At 54.0% G+C, this 13,315-nt stretch carries 14 protein-coding genes, 1 pseudogene and 1 riboswitch; of the genes and pseudogenes, 4 read left to right on the top strand and 11 right to left on the bottom strand.

The genetic code is table 11. The features are described from left to right. Positions 1–148 precede the first annotated feature (148 nt). The 3 genes from NYE69_RS19060 (at position 149) to xerS (ending at position 2,433) form a co-directional block, all read left to right on the top strand. Positions 149–595 carry a MarR family winged helix-turn-helix transcriptional regulator gene (locus NYE69_RS19060; RefSeq protein WP_155620129.1) on the top strand — a complete coding sequence of 149 codons (447 nt, stop codon included), beginning with the start codon at positions 149–151 and terminating at the stop codon, positions 593–595. Between the two features lie 78 nt (positions 596–673). Beyond that, complete coding sequence (locus NYE69_RS19055; RefSeq protein ID WP_340927412.1) at positions 674–1,348, top strand: spermine/spermidine synthase domain-containing protein; 675 nt, start codon at positions 674–676, stop codon at positions 1,346–1,348. Continuing rightward, the gene (xerS, locus tag NYE69_RS19050; RefSeq protein WP_340927411.1) at positions 1,345–2,433 is read left to right on the top strand and encodes a tyrosine recombinase XerS; all 1,089 of its coding nucleotides are present in this window, start codon (positions 1,345–1,347) and stop codon (positions 2,431–2,433) included. Before NYE69_RS19055 ends, xerS begins: the two co-directional genes overlap by 4 nt. A gap of 72 nt (positions 2,434–2,505) precedes the next feature. Here the strand turns inward: xerS and mobB are convergent, their stop codons facing one another. From mobB to NYE69_RS19025, 5 genes are read right to left on the bottom strand one after another with little or no spacing between them, the layout of a single operon-like run. Then, positions 2,506–3,009, bottom strand: a complete 504-nt coding sequence (mobB, locus tag NYE69_RS19045) for a molybdopterin-guanine dinucleotide biosynthesis protein B (RefSeq protein WP_340927410.1) — start codon at positions 3,007–3,009, stop codon at positions 2,506–2,508. Between the two features lie 26 nt (positions 3,010–3,035). Next, the gene (locus tag NYE69_RS19040) at positions 3,036–4,307 is read right to left on the bottom strand and encodes a molybdopterin molybdotransferase MoeA (RefSeq protein WP_213510372.1); all 1,272 of its coding nucleotides are present in this window, start codon (positions 4,305–4,307) and stop codon (positions 3,036–3,038) included. Further along, positions 4,304–4,633: a prenylated flavin chaperone LpdD gene (gene lpdD, locus NYE69_RS19035; RefSeq protein WP_306436791.1), complete on the bottom strand. Its 330-nt coding sequence runs from the start codon at positions 4,631–4,633 to the stop codon at positions 4,304–4,306. The genes NYE69_RS19040 and lpdD overlap by 4 nt, the downstream gene beginning before the upstream one ends. A 35-nt stretch (positions 4,634–4,668) precedes the next feature. Further along, complete coding sequence (locus tag NYE69_RS19030) at positions 4,669–5,607, bottom strand: dihydroorotate dehydrogenase (RefSeq protein ID WP_213510371.1); 939 nt, start codon at positions 5,605–5,607, stop codon at positions 4,669–4,671. Next, entirely contained in the window at positions 5,604–6,299 is a 696-nt protein-coding gene (locus NYE69_RS19025) for a dihydroorotate dehydrogenase electron transfer subunit (protein ID WP_340927408.1), read from the bottom strand. Before NYE69_RS19025 ends, NYE69_RS19030 begins: the two co-directional genes overlap by 4 nt. Before the next feature lie 151 nt (positions 6,300–6,450). Between NYE69_RS19025 and NYE69_RS19020 the strand changes: the two genes are divergently transcribed. Continuing rightward, positions 6,451–7,281 (top strand): polysaccharide deacetylase family protein, encoded by an 831-nt coding sequence (locus NYE69_RS19020; RefSeq protein ID WP_340927407.1) that lies wholly within the window; start codon positions 6,451–6,453, stop codon positions 7,279–7,281. 81 nt (positions 7,282–7,362) lie between these two features. Here NYE69_RS19020 and NYE69_RS19015 read toward each other — a convergent pair whose 3' ends face one another. The 6 genes and pseudogenes from NYE69_RS19015 to NYE69_RS18990 all read right to left on the bottom strand — a co-directional run. Further along, positions 7,363–8,058: a 3D domain-containing protein gene (locus NYE69_RS19015; protein ID WP_340927406.1), complete on the bottom strand. Its 696-nt coding sequence runs from the start codon at positions 8,056–8,058 to the stop codon at positions 7,363–7,365. A gap of 5 nt (positions 8,059–8,063) precedes the next feature. Then, positions 8,064–8,234: riboswitch (cyclic di-AMP (ydaO/yuaA leader) on the bottom strand. A 462-nt stretch (positions 8,235–8,696) separates the two neighbouring features. Continuing rightward, positions 8,697–9,623 (bottom strand): IS1595 family transposase, encoded by a 927-nt coding sequence (locus tag NYE69_RS19010; protein WP_340927405.1) that lies wholly within the window; start codon positions 9,621–9,623, stop codon positions 8,697–8,699. Positions 9,624–10,228: 605 nt separating this feature from the next. Beyond that, on the bottom strand, positions 10,229–10,951 hold the full coding sequence (locus tag NYE69_RS19005; protein WP_340927404.1) for an amino acid ABC transporter ATP-binding protein: 723 nt from the start codon (positions 10,949–10,951) through the stop codon (positions 10,229–10,231). Further along, positions 10,938–11,600, bottom strand: coding sequence for an amino acid ABC transporter permease (locus tag NYE69_RS19000; protein WP_036623054.1), 663 nt, complete (start codon positions 11,598–11,600; stop codon positions 10,938–10,940). Before NYE69_RS19000 ends, NYE69_RS19005 begins: the two co-directional genes overlap by 14 nt. Before the next feature lie 98 nt (positions 11,601–11,698). Next, complete coding sequence (locus NYE69_RS18995) at positions 11,699–12,553, bottom strand: transporter substrate-binding domain-containing protein (RefSeq protein ID WP_340927403.1); 855 nt, start codon at positions 12,551–12,553, stop codon at positions 11,699–11,701. A gap of 231 nt (positions 12,554–12,784) precedes the next feature. Further along, positions 12,785–13,135 (bottom strand): annotated as a pseudogene (locus NYE69_RS18990) (rRNA adenine N-6-methyltransferase family protein); the annotation flags it as partial. Positions 13,136–13,315 lie beyond the last annotated feature (180 nt).

Genomic DNA, 13,315 nt, shown 5'->3' with positions numbered 1-13,315 from the left:
TGTATTATACAACTACTTGCTGTTTTGTCAAGATTACGGCCGGGCCGCCGCCTTCCTCCCAAGTCTTGCCCCGCCTGGTTTCATTTCAAATTCTCTAGTCGATATGTTACGATAAAATTATATTAAAAAGCTGTGAGGTATTCATGATATGGATCAAAATTCCCTGGAAACCATCGAGTTGGAAATCGCCATCTTATACCGCCGGATGACCTTCGTGACCGCGGCGAAAAAAAACGGCAACCTCGACCGCTCCGCCTATTTGCTGCTGCATCACATCCGCTCCTTCGGCTCCATCGGCGTCAAGGCGTTGGCCGACGAATTTCAGCTGGATATCTCCACCGTTAGCCGGCAGACCGCCGCCCTGGAGCAGAAAGGCTACGTCAAGCGCACGCCCGATCCCGAAGACCGCCGGGCCTATTTTTTGGAAATCACGGAGCTTGGGACCACGGAATATCTTGCTTACAAGCTGGGCCGGTTAAACCGGATCAGCGAACTGCTCAAAGATTGGTCCGACGAAGATACCCGGCACTTCGGGCGGTATTTGGAAAGATTCAATCAAGCCCTGCTCGATCATTCCAAATCGAATGAGAGCTAAAGAGTCCAATCGAACCACAGCAAACGCAAACACTATACATAATTATTGTTATGTTAACTAAATGGGAGGTAGTTATTGATGAACGATACCCATCATCCTGTCGAAATCATCGAACGCGCCTCTACTCCGCGCGGGGAAATCCAGCTGCAGCGGCGCGGCGAATTTTATGAAATCATCAGCAACGGCACGTTTCTGATGGCCACCTATAACGGAGAATCGGAACGCCTGCTGGTGCGCCGCGCCCTGGAGCAAGCGAAGGCTCCCGGCAAAGTGCTGATCGGCGGTTTGGGCGTCGGCTTTTCGCTGCAGGAAGCACTCTCGGACCCGCGGGTACGGGAGGTTACGGTCGTCGAAATCGAGGCGAAGGTAATCGAATGGAACCGCACCGTCCTGGCCCCCGTTTCCGATTATGCCTTACGCCATCCGAAAACCAGGCTGGTGCACGCCGATCTGATCGCCTGGATTCGGGAGACCGACGAAACGTTTGACCTGATTTGCCTCGATATCGATAACGGCCCGGACTGGAAAGTGTTCGACGGCAACTCGTCGCTGTACGATCACCGGGGACTGCAAGCTTTGGGCGCGCGGATCAACCCGGACGGCTGCATTACCTTTTGGAGCGCCACCCCCTCTCCGGAGTTCGCCGGGCGGCTGAACGCTTTTTTCGGGAATGTGGAAATTCGCGAAGTCCCGCAAAGCCACGGCGATCCGGATTATGTGTTTCTGGTGCGGGCTGGAGGTGCCGGCCAGTGAACGTTCAGAAAACGATCGACCGTAAAAAGCTGGACGAAAAAACGCCGTTTATGCCCTGGTTTGTACAGCAGTTTATCGATTATAAGCTGCCCGATCTGTCTCCTTCCACGCTGCTGGAATACGTTCGGGACTATGAGCAGTTTTTCGGCTGGCTGCGGGCCGAAGGGTTGACGAAGGCCGAAACCAACAAGGAAATTTCGCTGACCGATCTGGAGACGCTGCGCATGGAAGATGTGGTCGGCTACCGCTTGCACTTGACGACCCGGACCGATGGGACGAATTCGAAAATCACGGTATCGCGCAAGATGTCGTCCCTTCGCTCCCTGTTCCATTATTTAAGCCAGATTGCCGAGGATGAAAATTTTTACCCGCTGCTGAAACGCAACATTATGGCCAAGGTGGAGATCAAACGCATCCACAAGCCGAAGGATACGGCGGCCAAGCTGAAGGGGAAAATCCTCGAGGAGGACGAGCTGCTCGAATTTATCGGCTACATCGCCGAAGGCTACGGCCACGATATCGAAGGAAATAAGCAGGCGCTTTACGCTTACGAGCAAAATAAAGAACGCGACGCCTGCATCGCCAGCCTGATCCTGAATTCGGGGCTGCGGGTGTCCGAGGTCGTGAACCTGAACGTCGACGACCTGGACTTGAACAACAAGCTCGTCTATGTGTACCGCAAAGGGAACAATGACGAAACGTTCAAAACGCCGGTCTATTTCCGCGAGCAATCCAAAGACGATCTCGCCCATTATTTAACGCTGCGGCAAACGCGCTACCGCACGCCGAAACGGGAAAAAGCGCTATTCGTCGCCGTCCCCAACGGGCAAAAGGAAGGCAAGCGGATGACAAAGCGGGCCATCCAGGCGATGATCATCAAATACGCCAAGCGGTTCGGCAAACCTTACCTGACCGTACACAAGCTCCGCCACTCCTTTGCGACGGACTATTATTTGCAAAACGACATCTATAAAACGAAAGAGCAGCTCGGACACGCCTCGACGGAAACGACGGAGGTTTACGCCCATCTCACCGACAAAACGATGTCCGAAGCAATCGAGCGCCGGGTCAGCGGCGGATCGTAAAAAATCCGTCTGCCGGCCGCCGTACGTCAAAAAGGAATCCCCCGCATTTTATGCCGGGGGATTCCTTTTTGCTTAGACCAGGACATTTTGCTTCAGAAACGACAATATCCCGTCCACATCGTTCCGCTCAAAGCAGTGAAGTCCAGGCCGCTGCGGCTTGTCCGGATCGGGGAGAGCCTCTTCCCTGTACACCGCGGCGCAAACCCCGCCGAGCTCCGTCAGCAGATGCTCGTCCTCGGCGGAGCGGATGAGCACGATTTTCGGATAAGGCTCGCGCTTGAAGCCTTCAACAATAATAAGATCATACGCCTGAAAATGCCCGATCAAGTCCGCCAGCGGCGTTTCCCGCTCCTCCACGATCGCCGTGCGCCATGGCGAGACGATGGCGACGGCGGAAGCGCCGGCCTGGCGGTGGCGGTATGTATCGGTTCCTTCCCGGTCGACCTCGAAGCCGTGGACATCATGCTTGATGACGGCAACGCGAAGATTCAGGGCATGCAACATTGCCACAAGACGAGCGATTAACGTTGTTTTACCGCTGTTTTTATAACCGACGATTTGGATGATCGGCGCCATTTCGTTAACCTCCTTGTCCAAAGCGCTCAAAGAGAAGCGCCCGGAAGCTTCAGCACGGTGACCATTTCCCCGGCTTCTCTCGCTTCGCCGGAAGGAGGAATGACGATCAGCGCATCGCTGTCCTTAATCGTGATCATCACGCCCGATTCGTCAAGCTCGGCCGGATAAGCGTAAAGCTTGCCCTCGCGCGCTTCCAGCCTCCCCCGGACGAAACGGGTAAAGTTGTTGATTTTCTTGTATGGCCGGCCTAGCTCCGCCGTCATTTCCGGCAAAAAAGGCTGCAAAACGCCAAGCATCCGGCCGATCGCCGGGCGCACGAACAGCTCGAAGCCGACAAAGCAGGCGCCGGGATTACCGGATAACGCGAACAGCAGCTTCCCGTCCTTCACGGCGGCAGTCGTCACGCTGCCGGGACGCATCGTCACTTTGTTGAACAGCATTTCCACCTCGCCGCCGGACACAAGATCGGCCATAATGTCGAAATCGCCGACGGAAACGCCCCCGGTGGTGATTACCGCGTCGTAATCGGCAAACGCCGCCCGCACCCGCTGGCGGGCCAGCTCCAGATCGTCGGGAATCGCCTCCAGCATAAACGGCTCCGCACCCGCGTCCTTAATCTGACTGGCCAGCATGTACGCATTGCTGTTGCGAATTCTTCCGTCCTGCAGCGGTTCGCTTATAGCCAGCAGCTCCGAACCGGTGGAAAAAACCGCGATCCGCGGCTTTCTTACGACAGGCACCCGGTCGATCCCAAACGTTGCGAGCACGGAAATTTCTCCGGCCCCCACCTTGCGCCCGGGCTCCAAAATGACCTCTCCCGCGGCAAGCTCCAGCCCGACGGGAGTAATATTCTTGCCCGGCTCGATCTCCCGAATGAGCCGGATATACGTTTTGCCGTCCTGCCGGATCGTCTCGGTCATTTCAAACATGACCACAGCGTCGGCTTCGTCCGGCACCTTCGCCCCGGTCATAATCCGCGCCGCCGTTCCCGGCGCGAGCGGTACGGAAGGCAGAGAGCCGCAGGGGATCTCGTCCACCACCTCCAGCAGAGCCGGGCGGTTCGCGCCGCAGCCCTGCGTATCCCGGCTGAGGATGGCAAAGCCGTCCATCCCCGACCGGCGAAAATGCGGATACGGGTGGGGGGCTGTCACACGTTCGGCCAAAATCCGTCCTTGCGCGTCCGGCAGCGCTACGGTTTCTGCCGGCAGGCGCCGGGCATAAGGCAGAATCCGTCCCTGCGCGTCCGGAACCTGCAGCGCTTTGCGGCGAAATTTGTCTTGCTGCGAATCGGTAGTCATTTTTTAACCTCCTGCAAATAATCATCCAGTAAAGCGGAGGCTTTTTGCGAAACGGCCAAAATTTCCGCCTTGCTTAAATCATCGTAATGGATTCCCATGACCACGGTCACCGTCCGATTCAGCGCCGCGGCGGCGCGGCGGGCGAAATCCTCGCTTAGCGTGTGCTCTTTGTGGCCGGGAACGGCCGAGGTTTGTACGGCGACGCCCCCTTCCGCCGCGTAAGCGGTGGACGCCGCGCCGATATGAACCTCGCCGCCGCCGATCGTGAGCAGCAAATCGCGTCCCATCGGAATCGCCTCCAGCTTGATGTCGTCAAATGTCAACATGCCGCAGCCTCCTTTTCTCTATGTATAACCACATTTTAAAGGATTCCGCGGATTTCGTCCAAATTTCGGATGCCTTCCGAGCGCATAAACTCGGTCAGCCCGGCAACCAGTTGCTCGCCCGCGCGCGGCTGCACGAAATTGTAGGTCCCCACCTGCACAACGGCCGCTCCCGCCATAATAAACTCGATGATATCCCCGGCGCTGCCGATACCGCCCATGCCCATCACCGGAATCGTAATGGCCCGGCACACCTGGTGGACCATCCTTAATGCGATCGGCTTGATCGCCGGCCCCGACAATCCGGCGTACAGGTTGTCGAAGACGCTGCGCCGCCGGTAAATGTCGATTTTCATTGCCGAAAACGTATTGACCAGCGAAACGCCGTCGGCGCCCTCCTCCTGGCACATTACGGCCATCCCGGCGATGTCTTCGGCGTTCGGCGACAGCTTGACGATCAGCGGCAGCTTCGTGGCCGCGCGCACCTCGCGGACGACAGCGCGGGCAATCTCCGTTTTGATCCCGTAGGCCATCCCGCCCTCCTTGACGTTGGGGCACGAGATGTTTAACTCGATCATGTCGACCGCCTGACGTCCCTCCCGCTTGCGCCAGGCGGCGTCCTCATCGATCAAGCGCGCGCCCTCCGCGTATTCCTCGAGCGTGTTCCCGCCCAAATTTACGATACGCGCCAAATCGAGCGTTTCCCAATACGGACATTCATCGCGGAGAAAAGCAGCGACGCCGGGATTTTCCAAACCTACGCTGTTGAGCATTCCGGAAGGCGTTTCGGCCGCGCGCAGGCCGTCGTTTCCCGCTTTTGGACGAAGGGTCAAGCCTTTGCCGCTGATCCCTCCAAGCTTGTTGATATCGTACAGCGCACCGTACTCCCGCCCGAAACCAAACGTACCGGAGGCCATAACGACCGGATTCTTAAAGGAAACCCCGGCGATGGCACAGGACAAATCGATCCCGCTCATGCGAAAACCACCTCCTCCACCGAAAAAACGGGGCCGTCCGTACACGCTTTTTTCCGGCCGTCCCGGCATTTCACGCTGCACACCAAGCAAGCGCCGATGCCGCAGGCCATCCGGTTTTCCAAAGACACGTACACTTTGGCCCGGCTTCCCGCGCTTGCCTGCTTTTGCTGCACGGCTTTCAGCATCGGATGCGGCCCGCAGGCGATGATCGTGTCATAAGCGTCAAAATCGGCGCGGTCGAGTATCGAACCGCCCACATCAACGATAGTCCGGCCCGCGGATGCCTGGCGAAACTCTTCGACCATGTACGCCTCCCGGCTGAAGCCGAGATATACGTCAGCCTGCGGCGCCGTTTTGAGGGCGAAATAAAACGGGGCGATACCGATGCCGCCGCCGATGAATGCCGTTTTTCCCGTTAGCGGGGGAAAGCCGTTGCCGAAAGGCCCTTCCATCCGGAGCGGATCGCCAGGCTTCAGCTGAGAGATCAGTCTGGTTCCTTCCCCGGCAATCCGGCACAAAAATCCGATCCGGTCCTCCGTCAAATCGAAAATGCTGATCGGCCGCGACAGCAATGGATACCGTTCGCTCGCGCGGAGCATATAAAACTGGCCCATTTTCCCGGCAAATCTGCCTTCCGCCGTCAATAAAAACACGTCATCGGCAACCCGCCTGTTGCTTACCACGATAGCCATCAAATCCACCTCTTCCTTACGTCTGCTTCATCAAAGGATGCAATTTTTCGGGAAGAACGTCTGTGATGTTTTTCATAATTGTGTCTTTATAAATCCCGTTAAAGATGGGCATACCAAATCATAACAGTACCCGGACGAAGGAGGAAAAATGTTGACTACCCTGTTCAGAAACTTCCTGATTTCCGTTTTCATTCTCGCGGTAATCGGAGGCAACATGCCCGTCGTATCGGCTTCTTCCGAAACGTCCCGCGCTGCGGCTGCTGCGCTGCAGCCCGGCGACAAGGAAGCAAAAGCTCAAGCCGCCCGGGCGGACGCCAAACCGAAGCCGGCCGATTTAAACGAGCTTCGGCGCAAATATTCCGAAACGTTCAAATTTCGCGGACCTGAGGTCAAGCAAGTGGCGCTGACGTTTGACGACGGGCCGGATCCGAGATTTACACCGCAAATTTTAAACATTTTACAGAAGGAGGGCGTGAAGGCGACCTTTTTTATTGTCGGCAACCGGGCCAAAAAATTCCCTGCCCTGGTAAAACGGATACGCCGGGAAGGCCACCTGATCGGCAATCACTCCTTTGGCCACCCGAATTTCGGAAAACGGTCGCTCAAGCAATTTCAAACGGAAATTTTGCGTACGGAAAAAATCATTCAGCAAACCGCCGGGTACCGGCCCAAGCTGATCCGTCCTCCTTACGGCGAAATCCGGGAGCCGCAAATTCAATGGGCAAAGCAAAACGGCTACACCATCGTCAACTGGAACGTGGATTCGCTGGATTGGAAAGGGCTGAACAAATCCAAGGTCGAAAACAACGTGCTCGGCGCCATAGGGCCCGGTTCGATCGTTCTTTTTCATGCCGGCGGCGGCGTAGGGTCCAACTTAAACGGTACGATCCAGGCTTTGCCGGACATTATCCAAACGCTGCGGGACAAAGGCTACCAGTTTGTCGATTTGGCCGAATTGCTGCATACGGCGAAGTATAGATAAAAAAAAGAAAAGCGCGAGCATCAGACCCTATGGTCTAGCGCTTGCACTTTTTTTACTTGATCTACATATAAGCAAACGAATTTACTTCAACACGTACAGGGTGACTTCCTGAAACCCGAACGATTCGACGGATTTGACACTGCCGGGAATGAAGATGTCGATGCGGTTGCCTTTGATCGCTCCCCCCTGATCGCTGGCCGTGGCCACAAACGCCTGCTTCGGCAAGCCATCATGATTATATCCGGTGACCAGCACCTTCGTTCCCATCGGAATCACGTCCGGGTCGACGGCGATCGTGCCCAGCTTTAACGGGTTGCCGAAATAATCGACCGCGCCCCATTTTCCGTTTTCGTCGGCGGCCGCCGAGTATGCCGATGCTTTCATCTGAATCGTATGGGAATAATTAAACGTTTTGCCCCAGGCTTCGACGACTTTGTCCGATGGCAATACGGTCGGCCCCGACACCGCGTCGGCTTTCATCGTCTTTGCCGCGGGAGCCTGGTTCGATTCCGGCGCCGCTGCTTTCGCTTCGGGAGCCTCCGTTCCCGGAATCGTCAACTTCAGCCCCTCGTATATATTGCCGGGATCAATCCCCTGATTGGCGTTCATCAATTGCTCCATGCCGACTCCGTACTTCTTGGCCAACAGATAGAAGGTATCTCCTTCTTCCGCCGTATGTACCGCATCCGCGTGCACAGGTACCGTCTGTAGAACCGCCGCCAAACTTGCGGCTACCAACGTTGTTTTTGCAATCTTCGAGAATAAGAGATTTTTCATGCTGTTCTTCCTCCTTTTATACGCCTGCGGAGTTAGTTGTCGGATTCGGGAAAAAGGATTATCCCCGGCGCCCAATGCGAGCGCTTCACCCCAAGAAACCACGTTTCATTTAACGTTCGGTTATTCGCTGAATCATCCCCCGCACCTGCCGAAGCAGGTTTTGGCTATCTGAATATATCACAATTTTGTAACCAATTGGACAGGAAATAGTATCCAAACCGCGCAAACCCGCATTCTGCCGCTATATTTATTTATGGAATCATGTAAAAAAAGTAACAACTCATTCATGATGTAACGTACAAGCAAGCTTCTAGCCAAGCTTGAGAACATGGAAGGCTGATGGGGTGATCGGCGGATCAACATCCGCTGTCCGTACGGCTTTGCACGATTATCCCGTTTGATCAGGAAGCAGAGAAGAAGATGGCATTGTTCGGGAGAATCAGAATATGCTTGGGAAAAGCAGACATGTTCGAGATCATCAAATCTGTTCATAGATCATTGCCAGGTTCGGGAAAAGGAGGTTTAGGAGAAGTGAAGTGAAGCAGACCTGACGGGAGAATGGGGCAAGACAACGAAAAAAAAGAAAAGACCGTGATCTTGCTGCAGCCTGGATCCGTTTGCAGCAACGTCTGAAACGTTCAAGCACTTCTATAGGCCGCAGCCGCAAGGGGCTGATGCGGTTGACGCGCGATCAGCCGGCGGTAAGGGGTCGTGGGAATCGCCACACACATGCGCAGTAACTTCTGCCGCATCGTTTCTTCCGCTCCGGGCCGTCCTCCTTGCAGGCGCAGCCGGCGGCGTCCGGTGTATTCGTTCAGGTACGCCTGCAGATGCTTCAGCCCCAAGGCTCCATACGTACTCTTCAGCGATTCCCACGCCTCTCTCACTACTCTCCGCAAGGGAGCATACAGCCGAAAGGCCTGAGGGAACAGCTGTACCGCCGATGTATGGACATCCACATGCCCGCCAATAAACTCGGTTAGATCTTGACGGTTTGCCCTTTTTTCGCTTCCCCGCTTATGCGGCACCAGGCGGATTTTGACCTGCTCCGGCTCGCCCGATTCCGTGACCGTGCAGCCGGCTACGACCGCCGAGGCGTACGGATGCGAAACCTGACACCGGGACGGATTACGCCCATACTGATCGCTGTTCACCTTCACGTCTCCGGAGAGCAGCTCCCGGGCATCGAACTCCCCCACGGCATGACGTATTTTTTGCAGCATCGACCACGCGGTCTTGTAGGTGACCCGGATCACCTTGCTCAGCCGCAGCGCCGAGATGCCGTCCTCAAGCAGGAACAAATCCAGGGCCTTGAACCACTTGAGCAAGGGGAGATGCGTTCCTTCAAAAATCGTGCCGACCAAAGGCGATGTTTGATGCTTGCACTTTCCGCACTCAAATAAGGGGATATGCCGGGAAGTCAGACGGCTGCACCGGGTGTGAGCGCAGCGCGGGCAGTCAAAGCCGTTTGGCCACTTCATCGCGATCAGCGCCTCCATACAGTCCTGCTCGCTGTTATAACGGCTGCTGAATGGTTGAAGTTCCGTTCCCGCATTGGCTTCCATATCCGCTTACCTCCCGAATCAAGAATACACGAACATAGGTTCCATTTATTTCATTATACCAAACGTGCGTTCTCTTATCAAGTTGAAAATCTCACCTGAACCGCCTCATTTTTTCCTCATCTTTTTTGTTTTTTTCTTCTCTCTTTTTTTGGAACCCTTGCTCTAGCCCCACCCCCTGCTCCCTGAAAGAAAGGGATAATCGTGCAAAGGCAGGCAGCAGGCAGGAACATCAAGGTAAGAACACTAAGACACGAACGCTACAGACAGCCACCTCAGTCCGTCATCCTGGAATCAATAGAGCCAAAGTCATCATTTATTTCTTCAAGCACCGATCTCGATTTTTGAGCCAAAAAACTTCTGAAGTGGCCTTCAGCATTGATCTTTCGACTGGTCATGAGCTGGGGTAACGGCATTTCATATATAGACGCCTTGAATAGAGAAAACGAGGTCGAGTTTACGATCATTGAAAAGTCAAACAGATAAGAAAATTAAAAGTGAACTCCTCGAAAGCAGGTTCTGCTAAATTAAAAGGAGTTCACTTGAAATCAGAAGAAAAAGTATGGTGAAGTGAAATAAAAACCTTTGAGGGGACTAGCTTAAAGGCACTACAGCACTTTGCTTAAAAAATCCTTCGTGCGCTGGTGCTGCGGCGCGCCAAACACCTGCTGCGGCGTCCCCTGCTCGAGAATCACGCCCTGATCCATGAACAGGATGCGGTCGCCGACCTCGCGGGCAAAGCCCATTTCATGGGTGACGATGACCATCGTCATCCCCCGCTCCGCCAGGCTCTTCATCACGTCCAGCACCTCGCCGACCATTTCCGGGTCAAGCGCCGAAGTAGGCTCGTCAAACAGCATGACGTGCGGCTCCATCGCCAGCGCGCGGGCGATCGCGATCCGCTGCTTCTGTCCGCCGGACAGCTGGGCTGGATACGCGTCCCGCTTATCCTCCAGACCGACCGTCCGCAGCAGTTCAACGGCGATCTTCTCCGCTGTGCTTTTCTCCATTTTTTTCACGCGAACCGGAGCCAACGTAATGTTGTCGATCACCGTTTTGTGCGGGAACAGGTTGAAATGCTGAAACACCATGCCCATTTTCTCCCGGGTTTTGTTGATGTTGTGGCCCTTCCCGGTAATCGATTCGCCTTCAAACCGGATTTCGCCTTCCGTCGGAACCTCGAGCAGGTTCAGGCAGCGCAGAAACGTACTTTTCCCCGAGCCGCTGGGGCCGATGACGACGACGACTTCGCCTTTGGAAATCTCCAGGTCGATCCCCTTCAAAATGTGCAATTGGCCGAATTTTTTATGCAAACCTTTAACGGTGATCACTGGTCTTCAACTTCCTTTCGAACACGCCCAAAATACGGGACAGCGTAAATGTCAAAATAAAGTACATGATCGCGATGATTAGGTACGGCGTCATGCCGTCGTACGTAATGGTCACGACCGATTGCGCTTGGAAAATCAGCTCGGCCGTCCCGATGATCGACACGATGGACGACTCTTTGATGATCGTGATGAATTCGTTGCCGATCGCGGGAAGCACCGATTTGATCGCTTGGGGGATGATGATATGCCGCATCGCCATTCCCTTGGTCATCCCAAGCGAGCGTGCAGCCTCCCCTTGCCCGCGGTCCACGCCTTGGATGCCGGCGCGGAAAATTTCCGCCAAATAAGCCGAGCTGTTGATCGACAGCGTAATCGCCCCGGACTGGATCGGCGAAAAGTTGATGTCGAACATAAACGCAAACCCATAGTGAATGATCAGCAGCTGCACCATCATCGGCGTGCCGCGCAAGAATTCCACCCAGGCATGGCCGAGAAAACGCACGATCCCCCAAGGAGACATACGCAAGAGCGCGATGATCAGCCCCAGGAAAAAGCCGCAGACCACGCTGATCGCCGCCAGCAGCAGCGTATACTGCACACCGGCGAGAAAATAACTTCGGTATTCCATAAACATCGAAATCAAATTCATAAAGCCTTCATTCCTCCTCGTTTACCTCAAACCCTTACGCAAAAAAACAGAAAATAGCGAAATGGGCTTCGCTATTTTCTGCAGGTTGCAATCCGCCATTATTTCTCAGCCAGTTCACTCGCTTCGGTGACGAACTTATCGATGCTGCCGTCGGCAATCAAGCGGTCCAGCGTGGAATTCACCTGATCCAACAGCTCTTTGTTGCCTTTCTTCACGCCGATCACGTAACCCTCGTCTTCGTTTTCCGGTGTGGCGTCGGTAATGACAATCCCTTTGACGTTCTTGACGAACGACTTCGCTACAGGGCCTTCCAGTATCGCCGCATCGACGCGGTTGGTATTAAGCTGCATGACGATATCGCTGATTTTGGCCAGCGAAGTCAGTTTGGCGTTCGGAATTTTCTTAGCCATTTCTTCCTGGATAGATCCCTGCTGCACGCCGATCTTAGCGCCCTCCAGCGATTCCATGGTGGCGAATTTGTCTTTATCCGCCTCGCGGGTGACTACCGCCTGTTCGGCTTTATAGTAAATTTTCGACATATCGATTTGCTTAGCGCGCTCCGGCGTCGGACTTAAACCCGAGATAACCAAATCTACCCGGCCGCTCGCCAGCTCGTTAAGCAGGGAGTCGAACTTCAAGTCCTTAATCTCCAGCTTCGCGCCCATGTCTTTGGCGATTTCTTTGGCGATCTCCACGTCGAAACCGACGATTTCATCCTCGCCTTGCTCGTTTTTAATATGGAACTCGTACGGCGGGAAATCCGCGCTCATGCCAATCGTTAATGTTTTGTCCGTTTCGTTCGTGTCGGGTTCGGCCGCTTGCGCGCCGTTTTGCGTCGTTTGACCGGCCTTGTCGCCGGCCTGACCCGCGCCGTTATTTTTTTCCTGTCCGCAGGCCGCCAACACGAAAGTCAGCATCAAGACAGCTGTTAGTAATATGCCCCATTTTTTCATTCGTCTCTCTCCTGTCCTTTTCTTCACAAATTAATAACGTGATCATTACTGGGCTAATTATAAATCAGTTTGTATATATATGCAAAGGATTTTCGTGCCATTCATCAGATTTTCACACATATCCGGTTCTCCGCCCTACCAGCGCCTCTCCAATTATAATACTTTGGTCAATTATCGCGCTTTACTCTCGGCCATTTATGGTACGGTACATATTGAACCATGGTTTGATAAATACGGAATATTGGAGACAACAATAAACTTTTCTTTTGGCAAGCGGATTTTCATAATATCTTGATGAATCACGATGGTATTGGGCTGATTTGCCGTTTTCTCCTTGAGGATTTCGACAAATCGGGCATCATATTCTACCGCCAATACCTTTTTGGCTTGTTGATTCAGCACCGTCGTCAAAGCGCCCTTTCCGGCTCCCAGCTCTAAAACCGTGTCTTCACCTCCGACCTCTGCCCGATCCACAATTTCATAAAGCAACTTTTTATTGTGCATTAAATGCTGTCCGGAAAAATTGGGAGGCTCCCCGCGGCTTAACTTTCTCCCACTGTACTTATGCTTTCTTTTGGTCATATGATCTCCACCTTTCGCAATAAAAAAATCACAGGCAATCCGCCTGTGATCAGAGTAAAGGGAAGAAGACCCATCCTTATTCGAATTAGAGGGTTAGCTGAAGAAAGCTGTCGCCAAATAAAAATAAAAAAGAAAGGCAAAGTGAGCTGCCTTCTGCATAATTACATATTTCTATGCGCA

Origin of the sequence: Paenibacillus sp. FSL R5-0527, from assembly GCF_038008055.1 — a bacterium.
In the GTDB taxonomy this organism is placed as follows: Bacteria; Bacillota; Bacilli; order Paenibacillales; family Paenibacillaceae; genus Fontibacillus; species Fontibacillus macerans.
The sequence above is the reverse complement of the archived record's forward strand: the minus strand, read 5'-3'. Positions and strand labels throughout refer to the sequence as shown.